An 18991-nucleotide genomic window follows, 5' to 3' on the forward strand; every position below is an offset into this window, starting at 1 on the left:
TATAATTACAAATCATCTTATTTTCATAATTTAATACCATATATTCGACATGTACATTAAGATTAAAAATTAACGATATATTATAACTTACAATGTTTTTATGTTATTTACAGTAAATTAAAATATATCTAATTTATATAACTATTGATTAAAAAACATGTTGTTTCTTAATGATGTTTCATTTTTTATATGTCTACCTAACTATGAAAAGAATACTAAGAGTAGCCAAGATATTTCTCCTCACCAACCAAACTCGTACCATCAATGGTGTGACTTATCACTTTGATGAAAATGGACGTGCGAAGCAATTGTAAAATAAGTCCACAAATCGACTAAAATTATTCTTACTAGTCATACAGATAAAAAAACAAACAAAAAGCCAAAATCAGCATTCTGATTTTGGCTTTTTGTTAGGTAAAGAATTTATTGCTCCTTTTTCAGTCTTTTTAGGTGTTTATAGAGACCGAAGGCACGATCCAGTTGCATGGATTCGATAGGACGTTTGCCCTTAATATAGAGATTTCCATTGGTCGCATTCATCAACCCTGTCTTAGCAATGGCATAACCAGTAATCATTCCATTATAAAGAAATCTTTCCAGTTCCTTGACATCTAAAACTCGACTTGAAGGTTCAAGGGGACCATATTCTGCTTCATAAATATCTACAAGTCTTTTAAACTTATAGGCCGTTTTTATGGGCATATCTCCGATAGTTCCTTTTGAATAATAATGATAAAGATTCTGTGGGCTTAAGTTTGCAGAGGCTACCTCTTGACCGTTGGGCGAGTAAGGTTGTGATTTAATGAATGTATTGAGCTTGCCAATATCGATGTGGTAGTCGCTAACATTTTCCTTAGGAACAGGGAAATCGTCCCTATCAATAATCTCCCTTCGTCTAATGGTAGCCAACAATTCATAAGGCTCAACTCTAAGTCTTTTAGAAAATTTTTCCAAAGTATCAAGCGAAACCGTTCCTCTTTGATTGATCAGGTCATAGTTGGTTTGAGCCATACCAGATGAGACTACAAAGGCTGTCATGCGTTCTCTGACTTCCCCCTCATCCATATCTTCCGTGATTTCCAGCTTCTTTCGAATGTTGTGCCACAAGTTTTGGGTGACTTGATCAGGATCTCTTGGAAACTCAAAAACTTCATACTGATTGTCTCGAGCTAAGAGCTTTCCAAGTGTAATATTTTTCCCAGTCACCTTGGCCAGACCATTAGTAATAGTTACAATCTTTGGGATATTTCCCTTAGGCTTGTTCATAAAGAGCATCCGAAGGCTTCCTGCCGGAATCCCCGTGGCTTCTGAGAGCTCTCTGTAACTCTTTTTGTCTTTCCAAAATTCCCCCATTCGAGCTTTTTCTGCATTTTCCCAGAAAAGCTCCTTAAGGGGTTTGGGGGCATTCGGCTCATCCGAAAATAGTCGTTTTGACATCATTGTCTCCCTCTAAAATTGCTGTTTTAAAATTAGTCCAAATCTATTATCTCATATTTTTAATAAAAATCAAATTATTCCCTAATCAATAATCATTACAATCAGCTAGTCGTTTAGAGTTTTTCTTGGGTTAATTGAGCACAAAAATTCCCCTCGTACTTAAACGAAGGGAGTTGTTTGACTAATAATTCCAGTTTACCAAGAGATAAATTAAGCTTGAGCCAAACATATCTGCTAAGGCATGAACGAGGAAAAATGGAAGCAAGTTTTTAACCTTGTATTTATAAAGGAAATAATAGAGGAGACCAAAGGCCACACCGATAACCAGAGCCCATAGCATGCCCTGATAGGTATGGAAGGATACACGAACAATAGTTGAAAAGAGCAAGACCAACCACTTATACTTGTCCTTAACCGAGGTCAAGAGTCCTAGGAAGAAAAATTCCTCGTAGAAACCGTTGAGCAACCCATAAGCAATCGCCATAGGTGACAAAGCCATAAACTTATCAATCACAGCCATAGGGCTAATAAAGGCTAGAACTTGAGGACTAAAATAATTATATTGTCCTGACAAAGTACTTACCATATCAGCAAATAAGCCCATGATAGCGAAAATAAAAGGTACCCAAAAGAGAACAGACCACTTTAGACGGATTGGCAGTTGTTTAAAGTCAAAATGGCGTATCCAGAGATAAATAATCGCTAAGGCTAGGAGGATAATCTGCAAGGTAAAATTGCTAGAGTAAGCTGCTCCTTCACTGGCTGTATTCGTTGATGTCTCACTGATTGCGGTAGAAAGGCTTGGAGACAAACTGGCCAAATACATCTGTGTCGAACGAACAATAAACTGACCAAACATAATCAGCGTAACAATAGCGATATCAAACCATCTCAGTTCCTTGAGCGGCTGCTCAGGATGAATTTTCTTAAGTAAAAACATGGTCCTTCCCTTCTTTCTAGTATCTTCATTGAAGACTGGTTAATTCTTTATGGTTATTATAAGTCATAAACCTTAAAGTAACACTAAAATTTACAGTAAGATTAGTATTTTATTTAAGGAAAGAAAAAGCAAGGGAAAGCATGTTTCCTTTGCTTTAAACATGTTATTAATCGTTCTTTTTGACAACGCTAACTAAGACAAGGAGTTGGAAAATGGCTAGAGCAAATAAGACTATAAAGCCATTTCGACTACCTTGAGCCGTTGCTTGTGCAAAGTCAATCTTGTGATTAGCTTGACTCATAGCAACAATTAGAGAGGCTAACGTTGTTCCCACTGCTCCTGCAAATTGTTGGAGCGTGTTAAAGATGGCATTGGCATCAGCACGTTGATCTAGCGACAGTTGTTTCTGTCCATTGGTCATGACATTACCAAAGGAAACGCCAAGCCCCGTCATGAAAATCATGTAAAAGACAAGGATCAACGTATTTGAAAGAGAGAGACCAAACAAGCTAAATAACAACTGAGCGATTACGATAAGGATTGCTCCAATCAGAATCGGTTTACGAGCACCCATCTTATCTAAAATGATACCTGAGAACGGGGCGAATCCTGCACCGATAATAGCACCTGGAAGCAACATTAAGGCTGCAGAAGTTGTATTCGAGTGGTTAACCAATTGCACATAGTTTGGCAAGAGAAAACTCATCGCAAGGGATCCCAATTGGAAAGAGAAGAAAGCGATGATATGACCTGTCAGTTTACGATTTTTCAAAATAGAGAGGTTGATAATAGGGTTGTCCAATGTTGTTGAACGCCAAATCAAAAGGACAAGACCTAAGATACCAATCAAAAGCCAACCAAGAACTGAGAAACTAAAGAAAGCATGATCAGCAACCCCATGAATGCCTAAAATCAAACCCAAGAAAAGAAAGATGGTAGCCAGTAGACTAAGGATATCTAAAGATTCACGTTGTACCTCACTCTTTTGCTCAATCGAGCGAAAACCTGCAACCAGTGAAGCCAGAAGAATAGGAAACTGGACGAGGAAGATAGAACGCCAACCAAAGTGTGCTGTCAAAAGACCACCAACAGTCGGTCCAATGGCTGGAGCAACGGCTGTAATCAGTGTCCCAACTCCCATCATGAGACCAATCTTACGACTTGGCACCTGCTCCAAAATGATGTTAAACATGAGAGGTAGAGCAAAACCAACACCCATCCCTTGAACCAATCGTCCCAAAACAACAAAGCCGAAACTAGGGGCTATAAAGTCGATGAGGACACCTAAAATAGACAAAAGGTTTGCGACCAGAAAGATGGTTTTCATCTTAAACGAGCGCTTGAGATAGGCAGATAAGGGAACCACACAAGCGACCACTAGGAGATAAATGGTTGTAACCCACTGGACGGTTGACGTATTGACTGAGAATGCCTTCATCAATACGGGAAAGGTGATGTTCATAGCTGTTTCACCAGCTACTCCACAAAATGAAAGGATTCCTGTCGCAAAGATGGCACACAGGACCTTGGTGGAGATTTTTTCGTCTGACATAAGTATTTGTTCCTCCTAGATAAACTTAAATATTACGGTAGTGTTGTAAGATTTTGAGAAAGACTTCTCTCTCTTTAGCTGAAAATTGCTGGGCAAACTCTTCTTCCTCTTTTCGAAGATAAGATTGACAGGCAGAAGCGATTTTTACTGCCTTATCCGTTAAAACAACCGCTTTTTGCCTAGCGTCTTTCGATGAGGTATGTCGTTCGATAAGGCCTTTTTTCTCCATCCGCTGTAAGAGAACTGTCGTTGTCGAACGCTGAATCTCAAATTCATGCTCAATGTCACGTTGAAATACCTCATGATTAGCATGATGGGTTATAAAATCGATAATGGCCATCTGATTTCCAGTCAAATCATACTGCCTAGCAAACTGATCAAAGTGGCGCATCATATTGTTATTGGCTTGCTTCAACAAGCGTCCAAAATGGTCCAAAACATGACTCCTTAACTACATTGTTAGCTAACTAACGTTATTTAGTATAAGAGTTTTAGGAGGTAATGTCAATAACTTTTCAAGAGATTTCCACTCAACTTTCAATAGATTTCAAAAAACTCAAGGACTTAAATCCTTGAGTTGCTTCATTTAGTCTTTCTTTACAGGAATTTCCTTAATAACACGCGCTGGATTCCCGCCTAGAACCACGTTGTCTCCAAAGGACTTGGTCACGACGGCTCCTGCCCCAGCTACTACATTATCCCCTAGGGTAACGCCAGGAAGGATGGTCACGCCTCCACCAGCCCAGAAATTATCACCGATAGTAATTGGAGCCCCATATTCAAGTCCTGAATTACGCTCGGTTGGATCAAGCGGATGTAAGGGCGTCAAAAACTGACAATTAGGGCCAATCATGGCATTGTCACCAATCCTGATAGGACAGACGTCTAGCATAGTCAAGTTCCAGTTAGAATAAAAATTTTCACCGATATGGATATTAACACCGTAATCCGTAACGAACTGAGGATTCATGGCAACATTTTCACCAGTCGAACCAAACCAAGATTTGACAACTTCAGCTCTCTTGAGACGGTCAGGTTCCCCATTAAAGGCCATTTGGTTTTCTCTCGATTTTGCTGCTAGGGCACGTAACTCAGGGTCGCTAGGCTTATAAAACTCACCCGCAATCATTTTTTCATATTCTGTCGGCATGGCAGTCTCCTTTTGTGATTGTACTCCTATATTGTAGTATAGAAGTGATGTTACCACAAGAGAACAGATATAAACTAGATAAATATCTCAACTTAAAAAATATTACTCAATATAGATTGTAACCATAGCTCCATTATTTTCATTAGAAAGTTTCAGTTCCCAATCATGAAGTTCTACGACTCTTTTTACAAAAGATAACCCTATTCCAAAATGGTGATTTTGAGAGTCGTTTCCTGACTGATTATCTTGGTAAAAGAGCGATCCTACATTATCAATCATATTAGCTGAGAACCTTGAGCCATCGTTCCAAACCGATAAAACAATCTTATTTTGCTCAGAAGATAATTTTATAACTATCTTTGGCATCATTGATTGACTATAGGACATTGCATTATTCACTAGATTAGTAATTGCTCTTAAGAATAATACTAAGTCAATATGAATAGTAGTATCAGATGGGGTTTCATTCAATACATTTAAAACACAAGTCCCAGTTGTCAGAGGAGTTAATTCTCTAATCAAACATGACGCAAGCTGCTCCGAAGTAATATGCTCTTTATTGATATTATCTTTATAAAATGTTTTTGAATATTGAATAAATTGATTAAAATAATTATCTAGTTGTTGACTTGAAGATTCGATATCTAATAAGCATTGAGTTAACTCAGGAGACAAATCAAATGTTTGAAGATACTCAGCATTACCTGAAATTATTGTTAGAGGTGTCTTTAAATCATGTGCTGCGGAAGACACTCTGAACATTAGCTCTTGCTTTTGTTTCTTCTCTTTTTCAAGCATCTTTTGAATTTTATCCTGCATCTTCATAATATGTTCTTTTGTCTCAATAAATTCAAATAACCTTAGTGGCTTAGAGTATTTGTTATTGTCTGAATATAAGCTTTGTTCATATACTGTCTTCATCTCTCTCTGAATTTCATATAGAAGTTTTTGTACATTTCTTACAATTATAACAACTAAAATGACACAAAGATAAATCCACGAGCTAACACTAAAAAACATAGTAAAGCTATTCACATTGTTAGCATTAATTCCTTCAACCGCTGTAAATAGGGTAGGAATAATGTAAAAAAAACAAATACATAACAAAAATTGAAAAATAATTTTCAAATAAGTTGCTCTTATCAACTGCTTTAATGTTATTGATTTTGCCATTTATATCCCCCACCCCAAAGAGTTTTAATTGGATCAATACCATAAGGTTTCAATTTTTGTCGAATCTGATAGATATACTCTGTAATACTTCGGTACTGAACTTCTGAACTTTGAGGGTACAAATATTCATAAAGCTCCTCTACACTAAAGATTTTAGTTTGATAGGTAAACAACAAATATAATAAATCGAATTCCCTTCTCGAAAGAGAAATACTATTACCGTCTACTATTAATTCCTTTCCTACCCTATCAAATTGAAGTAAACCACTAGTCTCAGTATCTCCGACAGAAAGTAGCCTTTTATCTCTTCTAATATGCATTTTGACTCTTGCAACCAACTCCTTCATACCGAATGGTTTGGTAATAAAATCATCTGCACCTATTCCAATAGCTTCAACAATATCTTCTTCAAGGTTTTTAGCAGTTATAAAAATTATGGGTGTTTGAATCTGACTTCTGATACTACTACAAATATCAATACCACTCACTGGCATCATTATATCCAGTAAAATCAAATCAAATCCTATGAAGTCACATAGGTTAATATCTTCGACAGAATTTCTAGTTTCAACTACATAGGAGTTTTTCTCCAGAATATTCTTAATCAATCTTAAAATTTTTAAATCATCGTCAATAACTAGAATTTTTGACTTTACCATTTTTTCCCTCGTACGTTTTGAATATATTGTAACATAATTAAAAATCGAAAATACATTTCAAAATTAGCATATAATTGATAATTCAATAAATTGAGTTTCTACCAAATCTCAATAATGCTCATTTTTAAGTAACAGAATATGTGCTCCAAAGTCTTGTATCTATTTTTCAGTCAATCTATCTAAATTCGATGTTGTCTCATCTAAAAAAACAATCTTTATTTGGGTTACTTTAAAAATTCCTTTCTAATAAGGCAATAACTCGTAAAGAATAATCCAAAAAGCCAAATTATAAATACAATAAAACGCATTATAGAATAGTTTGTATGTATTAGCTGAAAAACTAAATCATATATTATTACACTTGAAGCTATTGGTAAAACCCTATCTATAAAAGGCAACACGAGTATAGGAAATAATAGCAAAATTGCAAGTGCAATCATTGAATTACCGCATAAAAAGGAAAAAGAGTAACCCGCTAAAAAGTATACAACTGAACCAAACAAGTAATAATAAAAATTTACTTCACTATGAATACCCTGACTAAACATCATTACTATTAAACCTGCTAATACTGACTGTGTTAAACATTCTAGTAGATCTATTAATAATATGTATAATGCTGCCTTCACCCTACTTCCGTTGTTCAGGTAAACTTGCTTATAACTTTGTGTCCTCAATTCTACACTTGCATTTAAAACTCCATTCCCTAAAAAAGAGAAAGATATTATAGTTAATAAAACAGAACTGTTAAAAGTGATAGAATCTTCATTAACTTCGAATTTTAGATATCTTAATAAACTTATTATAATAACAAATACTAACTGAAATAATAAATAAACCTGTATAGGTAATAAACTATATTTTTTATATAATAAGCTATGCAATTGGCTTTTCATTCTTCTTCCCCCATTTTATTTTTTCTAAATAAAATAAACAAATCGTCGTAAGGAAAGTTTCAAATAGTAAAAGAATCGCTCCATATACTTGAGTTGTCTGACCGGCTTCGATCCTACCAAAAGCAAAAGACTTAGCTCCAATTAAAGGTAATAAATTATCTAAAATAGGAGAAATTGCCCTAAGTATGCCTGATAAAGAGAAAACTAACAACAGAACTATCACAATCAAAGAAGGAATTGATCTTTTTGTTATTTTTACAAGTAATAGAGAGAGTAAATTTAGTGTAATTGTAAAAGCTACTATTCTAATAAAAACATCAAGCATTAAGCCTATAGACAGAATACTTTGTAACTTACTAACTAACATGAATTTTAGAAGTAATGCATTTAATAAAAACAACGTAAAAGTCGTCGTTATTGAAATAGCAATTATACTAAATATCTGTGAAAACAATCTTATTTTCCAGTTAGCACAAATTAGTGATGAAAACTCATCCTCACCAAATTGATAATCAGTTGCTAGAATTAATGCTGACAATATAGGCAAAAATAATACGGTTGCTTGATACGGAGATGATAATATAGCATCTCTCACCGTTCTATAGGGAGTTTCAATTATATTTGGATCAATATTTACTGAGTTTGCAGCACCGGTGTGTAGTGCATTAATGACTTGAATATTTTGATAGGTAAAAAACAAACTAACTACAACTAAGATAAATAATCCCATTTTAAATAAAGTTAGATGGCTATATTTATATAAATACCCCTTTATAACTTGACTTAACATTTTACACTACTCCTTTCGTGTATAGAGCTAAAATAGGCGTTTTCAAAACTATCATATTGCTTCAATACTTGCTCACGTTTATCATTTAGAACAACGTGACCATTTGAAATACCTACAACTCTATCTACGGTTAATTCAAGTTCGCTCATATAATGGCTAGTTAATAATACTGTTTTTTCTTGTTTCACAAAGTCTTTGAGAAACTCTCTTAACCAACGGATTCCCTCTGGGTCTAAACCATTAATAGGTTCGTCTAAAATCAAAATATCTGGGTCTGCAAGTATTGCTGTTGCTAAACCTAATCTCTGCTTCATTCCTAAAGAATAATCTTTGATTTTTTTCTTACCAACATCTTTTAATCCAACAATTTCTAAACATTCAATACAACGTTGCTTACTGAGTCCACAAGAAAGTGCAATCCATCTTAATTGCTCATAACCAGTTCTACTTGGATAAGGTTGATAACTATCTAAAAAAGTTCCTACTATAGAGATTGGCTCAGCTCCTAACTCACTATATGTTGTTCCCAAAATAGTTGCCTTTCCACTATCAGCTGACTACAATCCTAATAGTATTTTTATTAGGGTTGATTTTCCAGAACCATTAGGTCCTATCAAACCAGTAATCTCACCTTTATTAGCATGAAAAGTTATATTTGATAATACAACTTTGTCATCATATGTTTTATTTAAATTAGTAATATTAATCATTTTGTTTTCCTTTGACGAATAGAACCTTTTGAAATTTTGACAAACTAATGCTCTCACCAATAGGTTTACCATCAAGTTCCACCCATGCATATGCAATAAAAGGGGAAGTTTTAAAATCTGAAACCCAATTTGGAGAATGTCTTGTTATAGCGAAGGTACCTTTCACTATAATTGTAGTTTATCAATTTCTTTTCGGAAAAAAATCAGAGTTAATAGTTTTACATATTTTTAATAAAAAAATATTCTGAGATAGTCTTTAAACATCTTATTTTAGATAAGAAACAATCCACAAAAAAATCCCAAGTGCCATAAGCAACTTGAGATTTTCTTTCTGTCTGGGCATGCCTGAGTCATTCAGGTCTTTATATTATTTGTCTTTTTGATCTTTGTGATCTTTTTTATTTTTCTTCTTACGTCCGTTGCGACCAAGTCCTAGGCCTGTTACCGATACGGTGAAGCCTGCGATATTGATGGTTTCTTCAATCTTACCTTTACTTGCTTCTTCCTCATTTGAGAGATTAATTGGCATCTTGTGTTTAGAGCCTTTACCCTCAGCTTGACCTGAAACAGGTGCTTCAAAGTCATCACCTGGTCCATAAGTGACTGGTCCCTCATGAGATTCCACTTGCTCTTCGACTTGGTCGAGAACTTCTAGGTCTTCAATCTCTTCAACAACGATATCGTCTGCCTTGTCTTCCTTAGGTTTACCGTTGATATCACCTGTTAATGGGATATAAACAACGGTTTCTTCAAGGTTACGTTGACCTACTGTCTTACCTTCAACCTTGTCCTTATCAGCGCTGTAGCCTTCTACTTCAGGAGTGATGACTGTTTCAAACTGACCTTTATTTGAAGTCCAGTAGCTTGAACCAAGCTCTTCACCTGTAACCTTATCAATAGTCAAGCTACGTGTCCATTGAGCAGTTTGGATGTTATTGGCAGGAAGTTCTGCTTGTCCATCGCTAGATGTGTAGAGAACTGTGAAGGTTACATCTTTAATATAGCTTTCACGTTCTGGCCATTTAGCACCATCAGGATTTGCTGGGTTGATTGGTGTACCAGCTTCTTGGATGTTATCTGGACCTACTTGAACAGTACCATGACGAAGGGTAACCATGAAGTTTTGGTCAACATGTGAATCACCATCAAAGATAACACCGTTTGTGAAACCATCCGCAAGGAGGGTATAACCACGATCACTGTAGTACTTGATGCGCTCGATTGTTGAGTAATCGATAACTTCGCCTGATTTACCAAGCAAGTCAACCACTTCAAGTTTCTTACGAGTTGTACCGTCAACATAAGTGACTGTAGCTTTCTGAGCATCCTTGAGGTAAGTAACCACTTCCATGATTTCAGGAGTTTCCACAGAAACCTCTGTCATTTCAGCGACTTCCATACGGTCTGGTGTAAATCCGACAACCTCTGGTGAAGGAACTGCTGAGAAGCCAGCTTGAGTACTTGACCATGCTTCATAATTGATAGCACCTGTCACAAGGTTAACATTAGCCAAACGTTTGAAATCAAGAACTTCAACGTAGTCGTCGCTAGCCAAGCCACCTTCTTCGAAGACATACTGGATGGTACGTGTCACATCGGCACGGTTTTCAAGCATCTCTACGCTATTTGGCCAAACTGGGCTATTCACATCATTTGGATCTACGACTTCACCTGCAACTGGTGCTGGCATATCTGGGTCGATAAGAACCAAACGTTCACGAAGAACCACTTCGAAGACTTGGTCAAAGTCAGAGTCACCATTGTAAGTGTGGTCAAAGGCTTCTGCATAACCATCGTTGACAAGTTCATAACCTTGTTTGAGCAAGTTTGCGATTTGTTTATCAGTAGAGTAGTCAATCTTCTCACCTGAGCTTCCGACGACAACATCACGAGTCAATTCTGACTTATCAAGCTCATTCATGTAAAGGATAATAGCTTTTTGCTCATCCTTAGCATAAACCACGTTGGTATCTTGACCTGGGTGTTCTGGAGTAATAAAGGCCTTTTCAGAAATGTAACCAAGAACATCTGGAACGACTGTTTCCATAGCCATGGTTGGATCTTCAGGATCGTTGTTGTAGCTTGGAGTAGGTGCATTTTCGATTGGTGTACCATACTCATCTACTGGAATAATCTTACCAAGCTCTGTGTAAGTTACTGTATCTTCCACTTCTGGAAGGTCTGGGCGAACTTCAAGACCACCAGCTTGACGTTTATCCGCATAGAAGCCATCTACAACTGGAACTTCTACAACATCGTAAGTGAAGCTGTCTTGATCCCAAGTGCTTGTTTGTTCCACTTGGTTAAATTTACCGTGGAAGCTGAAGCTATCTTGAATGTTGATAACTGGATCTTTGTAGCCTGCACCTTGGAAGGTAACCGTTTGTTTCGTATCTTGCGTAATATCATCCAAGATTGGCTCGTAAACCAAGGTTTGGTCCATGCTGAGGTCAATTGGCAATACCAATTCACTTTCAGCTTGGTAGCCAGCAACTTGTGGTGCTGGTGTTTCAATAACTTGCGTAGCATCTTGAGGATCATTAGCATAATGAACTGGTTCTGCATCCGCGATTGGATTACCAAAGGTATCAACAGGGATAATCCTACCGAGTTCTTTATAGACAACACTGTCTGTGGCTTCTGGTTTATCAGGTGTAACAATCTGCATACCAGCCACAGCCTTGTCCGCATAGTAACCTTCGATAACTGGGACATTAACCTTAGCAAAGGTATAGCTGTCTTGATCCCAAGTGTAAGTATCTTCTGCTTGATTGTACTTACCAGTGAAAGTAAAGTCAGACTGGATATTAACAGACGGTGTTGCTTCGCCAGCTCCTTTGAAGAAGACAGTTTGCAAGGTTGGTTGCGTTACATCTTCAAGGATTGGAGCGTACTCAACAAGAATATCGTCTGTCAAGCTCTCAGGCATGACACTTTGTTGCATTGGACGGTAACCAGGAATGTGAGGAACAAGTGTCTCACTAACCTTAGTTGGGTTATTGGCATCGTTGTTGAAGGTTGGCGTAGGCACGTTTGGAATCAAGCGTCCATTCGCATCAATAGGAATAATCTTACCAAGTGGAACGTAGGTAATGGTTTCTTCGATGTTATCTTCAGTAACCTCTCTACCTTTTACTTCTACTCTATCAGCAAAATAGCCTAAAACAACTGGTGCATAGATGTCATAATACTTGGTCTTGTTTGGTGACCATTCTGTCTCGTCAACAAGCTCACCTGTGACCTTGTCAAAGGTAAGGGTACGGACCCAATAAGCCTTTTGCACATCGGCATCTGGTAAATCCGCATTGCCGTCTGTACTCTTGTAAAAGACTGTGAAGCTTACTTCTTTCTCGTAAGCATACTTAGATGGCCACTTAGGTCCATCTGGATTATTAGGATTGATTGGAGTATCTGGGACTTGTTCATGGTCAGGCCCTACCTTGGCAACATCGTGTTGCAAGAGGACAAACCACTCTTGATCATCAATATCCTTGTCATCAAAAATGGCATCTTTAGGGAATTCGTCCTGAATCAAGTCATATCCCATGTCCTTGAAAGTCTTGATACGTGTTGCTGTTCCGTATTCAATCGCTTCACCCAATTCCCCGGTCAACTGGTCACTAACCAAGTAAGCACCGGTAGTTTCATCAATATAAGTGATGCTGGCTTTCTTGAAAATTTTACGATACACAACCGGAGTATCCCCTCCTGGTTTGTTCGGTACTACACTTTTAATATCTGTCATATAATCTTGAACAGCTGGTGTTGCTGTCTCACCCGCCTTTCGTGGATCTTTTTTGTTATTGTTATACTGCTTAGTCAAAGCACCTGGAATATATTCCCCATCTTCTGTCACAGGGATAATGCGTCCCAATTTCCTATAGGTCACATGTTCCGTTACCGTTGGCACATAGGGTGTGACAACGTTAAAACCCGCTTCTTTTTGGTCAGCGAAATAGCCCTGGACAACTGGTACCGATATCTTAGGATAGGTATAACTGTCCTTGTCCCATTCGATTAAGCCAGTCTTCCTATCTCTAGTCCCCGTAAAAACATGATTTTCCATGACTTCAGGGTCTGGAGTTTTAGAATCCGCTCCTTGAAAAATAATCTCTTGCTTTGATGGAATCCTCACGGTTTCCGATTGGGCATGATTATCAAAGAGGGCTTCGTCAGCTCTAGCAAAATCTAATGGAGAGGGGGCACTGTGGTCAGAGCGACTTTTTGGGTTAGTCAATAATTTAGAAAGATCTATAGTATCAACTAAATCAGAGTCCGCTGATTTATGTGCAATATGCTCTTCGGCAGTTCTTGCTGCTGCTTCAGTCGCATCTTCCCTATAGGCTCTCAAAAATACTCCCCCTTTCTTCTTTTTATGAGAAATAAAATCCTATACTTGCTAAGTTCTCATGGAAATCTTTTCTATTAAGATTTCATTTTCCCTCGGAGAAGCTAACAAGTTCTTATCAAAGATTAAAATTTTTGATATCTCTTATATATACTATAATACGAGAATCGAATTTTTACAAGTAAGGTGTAAGAACTTTAATCATTTTAACCCCTAAGTGAAAAAATAGTGCTTTAATGTGCAATATCTATCAAGTAGTTTATGAAAGTGACATCAAAATGAGATTACCCCGATAACTTAAATGATGAGTCTTTAATGGAGCTTTCTCTCCCTAAAGACACTCTCATAAGAAATAGACTATAAACTATCACAACTACTTCTCATCTTTGAAAGACTAGAACCTTACCTCAGTTGTAAGGGAACAACCTAAGAGAATGGCACAGAGAAGGTCTGTGCCTAGTCCTCGACTATGGAATGCCAATGAATAACTAGCATTACTTTTAGTATAGATTGACTTTTACGCTTCGTCAATAGATTGGAACCATTTAATGAAATTCCCCAGTTTCTCAAGTTTCTCGTATTAAGTTATAAATAACTAATAGCTTTTTTAGCATGATTACTTTTTCATGGAACTACAGATGTAATGATTACTATCAGACTATCATGACTAACTCAAGATGGTTTTAAAATCACTTGTTCAGCCATCATTAAATCCTTAACGAAATCCGAACATGCCATAAAAACCGAGACTACTGTCTCGGTTCATACAGTTTGGAAACGATTAGATTTGTCCTCGGCCTTGAGCGTCAAAGTAAACCCACCATCCTGGACTCACTTCAACCCAACGGTTAACAGCCATCTCACCTGAATTTGGATCATAGTAACGAACAACGCCGTTCACACGAACCAAATGACCTTTGATTTGCTTACCATTGTTATCAAAGAGGAGGTTTTGACCATTGATAGTAACCATGCCTTTGACAGCATTACCATTACCATCGAAGTAATACCAGCTACCATCGATTTCATGGAATTGATTACGGTAAAGCTCACCTGAATTTACATCATAGTAACGAAGGTTGCCATCAACATTAGCCAAAGCACCTTTCACTTGACGACCATTTTGATCAAAGTAGAGGTTTTGACCATTGATATTTTGTGAACCTTTTACGGCTGCACCATCATTATTGAAGTAAGCCCAAACACCTGGTTCGATTTCTGCGAATCGGTTGCGAGCCAATTCACCTGAGTTAGCATCATAGTAACGGATAGTACCATTCTCATTAACAGTACGCCCTTTAACTTGGACACCATTGTTATCGAAGAAGAGTTCTTGACCATTGATGTTTTGGTGACCTGTCACACGTTTACCATTACCATCGTAGTATGCCCAAACGTTATTACCAATTTGTACGAATTGGTTGCGGCCTGATGTATTGTTATTGTTGTTATCTGGTTTTGGATCTTGTTTACCGTTTGCATTCAAGACACCGTTTTGGTCGTAGTAGAATACTTGACCTCTACGGTTTTGACGGTAACCATCACGCAATTGCACCCCATTAGCGAGGAAGAAGTATTGTTTACCATCGATAGTCTTTTCACCGATTGCCATGCGACCTGAGTTATCAAAGTAGTAAACATTTCCGTCGTTATCTTTGATAAAGGCATTCTTAGCACGTTTGCCATCGTTATAACGATAGTAAACACTGCCCCAGCTCTTCTCAAACTTACCACTACCATCACCGTTTTGGTTGTCGTTGTTAGTAGATTGGTTGCTTCCGACTACTTTTGGAAGGCTAACTTTACCACCATTTGTACCGTAGTAACCACTTAGACCATTCTTAAGCACGTACTCTGAACCACGGTCAAGAATGTTAGTACCATTCATGTACTTCGCAGACCACTGTGTGATCTTCTCGTCAGTAGTCATACGTTTACCAGTAGAGATTTGAACACGATCAAAGATTTGTGGGTAAAGACGTTTCAATTCATCAAGGAAGGCACCACCATATTTACCTTGGTAGTCGTTACCAAAAGTACGTGTCTTAGCAGCGTAGAGGCTATGATTGATGATTGCTCCATCTTTAGTTTCACCATAGTTATTAACACGAGTTGCTGTAACCACTTCATCACCTGGAAGGTTATAGATTTGGTCTGGAACCCAGTCAGCAATCGCTGAGATACCTACAGCGTGGAGTGATTTAAGAGCTGCTTTCAAGTCAGCCAATGAACCGTACTTATTGTCCTTACTCATAGCAATATCATAACGGTCTGTAAAAGCATAACCATTTTGGATGACTGAGTCAAGGAAGCTACCATCATCACTTGAAACGTACTGTGGTGCAAATTCAAATGATGTGATACCCCATGATTTGAAGAGGTTTGCATTTTCAGCAATCTTCTTATTAGTGTATTGTGATGAATCTTGGACGAAGTCTTGGAAGTTAGAGAAACCTTCGTAGATAACTTGTGAATCAAGGGCAGCATTTGATTCATAAACCAAACCACTGCTGTTCTTTTCTTTACTTGGTGCTACACGCACGTCTTGACTTTCAGAAGCACCTACTGGTACCCAAACTGCAAGGTAACCATCAACTTGAGGGTTACGGATACCACGGATTTCGTTTGCATTAAATGTCAAATTACCGTTACCATCAGTGTATTTGACAATGCCGTTAGCATCGCTATCATTCAAGTAAGTAGCCACACCATCGTTTGTTGTCAAAAGCAATGGACGATAAGCTTGGTTACGGTGAGCCGCACCCATGTTAATTGTCAAGTTGCTTGTCAAACGAAGGGCAGGTTGGTTTGAAACGATAACTGCCATACCTTGGTTACGTGTTTCTGCTGTACCAGTATCAGAAGCACTATTAGCCCCTGTACCATAACGTACAGATGTCAAGACACCTGCAGCATCCCAACCATTAGTATTACCATAACCGATGTAGTTAACCTTCATATCTTGACCACCGGCTGCATAGCGGATACGGCCTTTCAAGAGGGTTTCAATAGCATCATAATATGGTGATTTTTGGGCCATATATTGACCATCATCTGTGTACATGTCACCATAGTAAACACGTGGCACAGTGTCCTTATGCGTAAGCATCAAGGCGTATGCTGATGGAATATTATATTGTGTGTATTGCTTGTTAGCACTACGCATGTCTCTGTTGTAGATTTCAAAGGCTTTCTTCATTTCATCAAGCGTGAAGGTATTCCCTGTTGATTGAGGGTTGATTTCATTTTTGATGATTTGACCAATGATTGATTGTACCTCTGAATCGTGAGCACGAACAAAGGCGTAGTTAGCCATGCGTTTAGAGTTTTTACCACTTTCAGAACGGTCATTGATACTATTTGAAATAAGTGGTTCAACTCCTGAGCGGTTACCAATTGGACGCAAGAGTGAATATACCAATGCTAAGTGCATAGGGTCATCCATTGGCAATTGGGCACCTTTAGTGTCTTCATTGTAGTATGGGTCATTGTGAGACCACGCTTCCAAGATAGACATGTGTTTAATGGCTTGATCTTGGCTTTGGTCAGAACCATACTTAGCTTTGAAGTAATCTGAAGCAATTTGAAGAAGGTCAGCATTGACATTATCCACGGCATCGACACGAACACCATCGAAGTTTTCATCTTCAGAACCACCAGTAATAGTACCGATGTTCATGATGTAGTGGAGCCAGTTCAACTGCTCAGCTTGAACCGCTGGGTTTGAGTTGTCGATATCATTAGCCAACAAGAACTCGAAACCACCGTTACTTGTATCCTTAGTATACTTAGGATTGTGTTTACCTGTTTGGCTAGTTGGTGTGCGGTTCAAGAGACGATAATCAGAATTAGCATGACTTGTACGACTATCGTTGTTATAGAGAAGGGCACCACCTTGCAAGTGGTCACTATTATCAAGATTTTCAGAAGTTGAATTCCAACCTGGTTGGGTCTTCACGAAATTTTTGATAGTTGTACGCAACCAGTCAGTGTTACCTTCACGCGCAATACGTTCTTCAATACGCTTTTGAACTTCAAGCGCTGCTTGGTCCATCTGAGTTTGTGAGCTGAATGACGTATAGGTCTGATTGGTACCGAGACCTTGCTCCTTCATGTAGTTGAGGTAGCTCGCTTGGATAGCCTTGCTTGGCCACCAAACTGTAAGCAATGGACGTTTGTCATTTTCAGTTGAAGCAGTCCACTCTTTACCATCTTTCAAGATTTCTTTTGGACGGTACCATGTGTTGGCAGTGAAGTAACCATCAACAAGTTCGATATCTTTATCAGTTGTACCATAAAAGGCATTCTTGTCACCATTTACAGTAACGTTTGTGTTTGTGCTATCAGCTGATGAACCTGTTCCACCGTTCTTGTCGAAGCGGTATTCTTTTTGGTTAGACAATTCACCAGTTTCAGCGTTGAAGTATTGGCTACCGCCGTTACGTTCAAGGACATAGTTCTTACGAATAGTGCCGTCATCTTCAACGTAGTATTGTTTTCCATCAATTGTTTTGATGTGACTTGGACCATCAGTTACGACATTGTTAGTTGCTGGAAGGTCGTTGTTTACTACTGTGACAGTATTGTTGGTATTATTTGTATTGCCGTTAACTGGGGTAGCACGACGGCCTCCTGTAGGACCACGTCGAGCACCAGTCGCACGACGTTCACGTGTCGCTGCGCGATCAGTAACTGTTGTTGTGTCAGTTGTAGTGTTGTTATTTGTCGTATCAACAGCTGTATCATTGGTTGCTGTTGTATCTGTTGTAGTTGCCGCACGATCAGTACCGACTGTCGCTGCCGTATCAACAGCATTCGCTGCAACTGTATTTGTTGTATCAGTTGTCAAATCGAAAGTTGCTGTTGGAGCGGCTTGATCAGTTGCGACATCGTTTGTCGCTGCAACTGCTGTAGTTGGATCCTGAGCAGCCGTTGTATCGTTAGATACAGTACCCGTATCAACAGTAATATCGGGGATGGCTACAGTAGCATCCGTGTGTTCGTCGGCCTGAACGACACCGTCGTTAGTTCCTAAAGAAACCGCTGAGACTGCACCGAGCGACATCCCTGTAACTGCGATGGTTACCCATTGTTTCTTAACTTTGTGCATTTTATAATGTACTTTTTTGTCCATAATAAAAAGACTCCTTTTTCCCATTTATAGCTTCATTCTAAATCATTGAAAGCTTTTTTTCAATAAGATTCGATAAATTTTCATAATTTTTAGAAAAGTCCTTTTATTGCTTTAATAACATTAGTTTTAAATGAGTGTTTATAATTATAAACATGCTCATTTTAGTTCGTTGAGAAACAGATAACTGACACTCTATGGCTAT

The 18991-nt window shown here is 38.1% G+C and carries 11 protein-coding genes and 1 pseudogene; all 12 read right to left on the reverse strand.

The features are described 5' to 3' along the window. Nucleotides 1-423 precede the first annotated feature (423 nt). The 12 genes and pseudogenes from ACT170_RS06065 to ACT170_RS06120 all read right to left on the reverse strand — a co-directional run bounded on the left by ACT170_RS06065 (nt 424) and on the right by ACT170_RS06120 (nt 18789). Nucleotides 424-1437, reverse strand: a complete 1014-nt coding sequence (locus ACT170_RS06065) for a hypothetical protein (RefSeq protein WP_444818116.1) — start codon at nt 1435-1437, stop codon at nt 424-426. Nucleotides 1438-1618: 181 nt separating this feature from the next. Continuing rightward, nucleotides 1619-2377 carry a CPBP family intramembrane glutamic endopeptidase gene (locus tag ACT170_RS06070; protein ID WP_444818117.1) on the reverse strand — a complete coding sequence of 253 codons (759 nt, stop codon included), beginning with the start codon at nt 2375-2377 and terminating at the stop codon, nt 1619-1621. Between the two features lie 166 nt (nt 2378-2543). Beyond that, nucleotides 2544-3929, reverse strand: coding sequence for an MFS transporter (locus ACT170_RS06075; RefSeq protein WP_164376664.1), 1386 nt, complete (start codon nt 3927-3929; stop codon nt 2544-2546). A gap of 25 nt (nt 3930-3954) precedes the next feature. Next, on the reverse strand, nt 3955-4365 hold the full coding sequence (locus ACT170_RS06080) for a MarR family winged helix-turn-helix transcriptional regulator (RefSeq protein ID WP_444818118.1): 411 nt from the start codon (nt 4363-4365) through the stop codon (nt 3955-3957). A gap of 150 nt (nt 4366-4515) precedes the next feature. Then, nucleotides 4516-5079: a sugar O-acetyltransferase gene (locus tag ACT170_RS06085; RefSeq protein ID WP_049546091.1), complete on the reverse strand. Its 564-nt coding sequence runs from the start codon at nt 5077-5079 to the stop codon at nt 4516-4518. Between the two features lie 102 nt (nt 5080-5181). Beyond that, nucleotides 5182-6252 carry a sensor histidine kinase gene (locus tag ACT170_RS06090; RefSeq protein ID WP_073689457.1) on the reverse strand — a complete coding sequence of 357 codons (1071 nt, stop codon included), beginning with the start codon at nt 6250-6252 and terminating at the stop codon, nt 5182-5184. Continuing rightward, nucleotides 6237-6911: a response regulator transcription factor gene (locus ACT170_RS06095; RefSeq protein ID WP_145517557.1), complete on the reverse strand. Its 675-nt coding sequence runs from the start codon at nt 6909-6911 to the stop codon at nt 6237-6239. The genes ACT170_RS06090 and ACT170_RS06095 overlap by 16 nt, the downstream gene beginning before the upstream one ends. A 224-nt stretch (nt 6912-7135) precedes the next feature. Next, nucleotides 7136-7807, reverse strand: a complete 672-nt coding sequence (locus ACT170_RS06100) for a hypothetical protein (protein WP_002891342.1) — start codon at nt 7805-7807, stop codon at nt 7136-7138. After that, entirely contained in the window at nt 7788-8597 is an 810-nt protein-coding gene (locus ACT170_RS06105) for a hypothetical protein (RefSeq protein ID WP_073687980.1), read from the reverse strand. Before ACT170_RS06105 ends, ACT170_RS06100 begins: the two co-directional genes overlap by 20 nt. Beyond that, nucleotides 8591-9307: pseudogene (locus ACT170_RS06110) on the reverse strand (ABC transporter ATP-binding protein). The gene ACT170_RS06105 and the pseudogene ACT170_RS06110 overlap by 7 nt, the downstream one beginning before the upstream one ends. 367 nt (nt 9308-9674) lie before the next feature. Then, entirely contained in the window at nt 9675-13658 is a 3984-nt protein-coding gene (locus tag ACT170_RS06115) for a mucin-binding protein (protein ID WP_444818119.1), read from the reverse strand. Nucleotides 13659-14436: 778 nt separating this feature from the next. Continuing rightward, entirely contained in the window at nt 14437-18789 is a 4353-nt protein-coding gene (locus ACT170_RS06120; protein ID WP_064520757.1) for a glycoside hydrolase family 70 protein, read from the reverse strand. Between the last annotated feature and the right edge of the window lie 202 nt (nt 18790-18991).

The sequence above is a fragment of the Streptococcus sp. cx1 genome, assembly GCF_052384325.1.
Taxonomy (GTDB): domain Bacteria; phylum Bacillota; class Bacilli; order Lactobacillales; family Streptococcaceae; genus Streptococcus; species Streptococcus salivarius_G.

Bases quoted from the DNA above. Each gene is read 5' to 3' on its own strand.
- ACT170_RS06090 (WP_073689457.1), bottom strand. From the start codon at position 6,252: ATGGCAAAATCAATAACATTAAAGCAGTTGATAAGAGCAACTTATTTG.
- ACT170_RS06085 (WP_049546091.1), bottom strand. From the start codon at position 5,079: ATGCCGACAGAATATGAAAAAATGATTGCGGGTGAGTTTTATAAGCCT.
- ACT170_RS06100 (WP_002891342.1), bottom strand. From the start codon at position 7,807: ATGAAAAGCCAATTGCATAGCTTATTATATAAAAAATATAGTTTATTA.
- ACT170_RS06065 (WP_444818116.1), bottom strand. From the start codon at position 1,437: ATGTCAAAACGACTATTTTCGGATGAGCCGAATGCCCCCAAACCCCTT.
- ACT170_RS06095 (WP_145517557.1), bottom strand. From the start codon at position 6,911: ATGGTAAAGTCAAAAATTCTAGTTATTGACGATGATTTAAAAATTTTA.
- ACT170_RS06120 (WP_064520757.1), bottom strand. From the start codon at position 18,789: ATGGACAAAAAAGTACATTATAAAATGCACAAAGTTAAGAAACAATGG.
- ACT170_RS06070 (WP_444818117.1), bottom strand. From the start codon at position 2,377: ATGTTTTTACTTAAGAAAATTCATCCTGAGCAGCCGCTCAAGGAACTG.
- ACT170_RS06075 (WP_164376664.1), bottom strand. From the start codon at position 3,929: ATGTCAGACGAAAAAATCTCCACCAAGGTCCTGTGTGCCATCTTTGCG.
- ACT170_RS06105 (WP_073687980.1), bottom strand. From the start codon at position 8,597: ATGTTAAGTCAAGTTATAAAGGGGTATTTATATAAATATAGCCATCTA.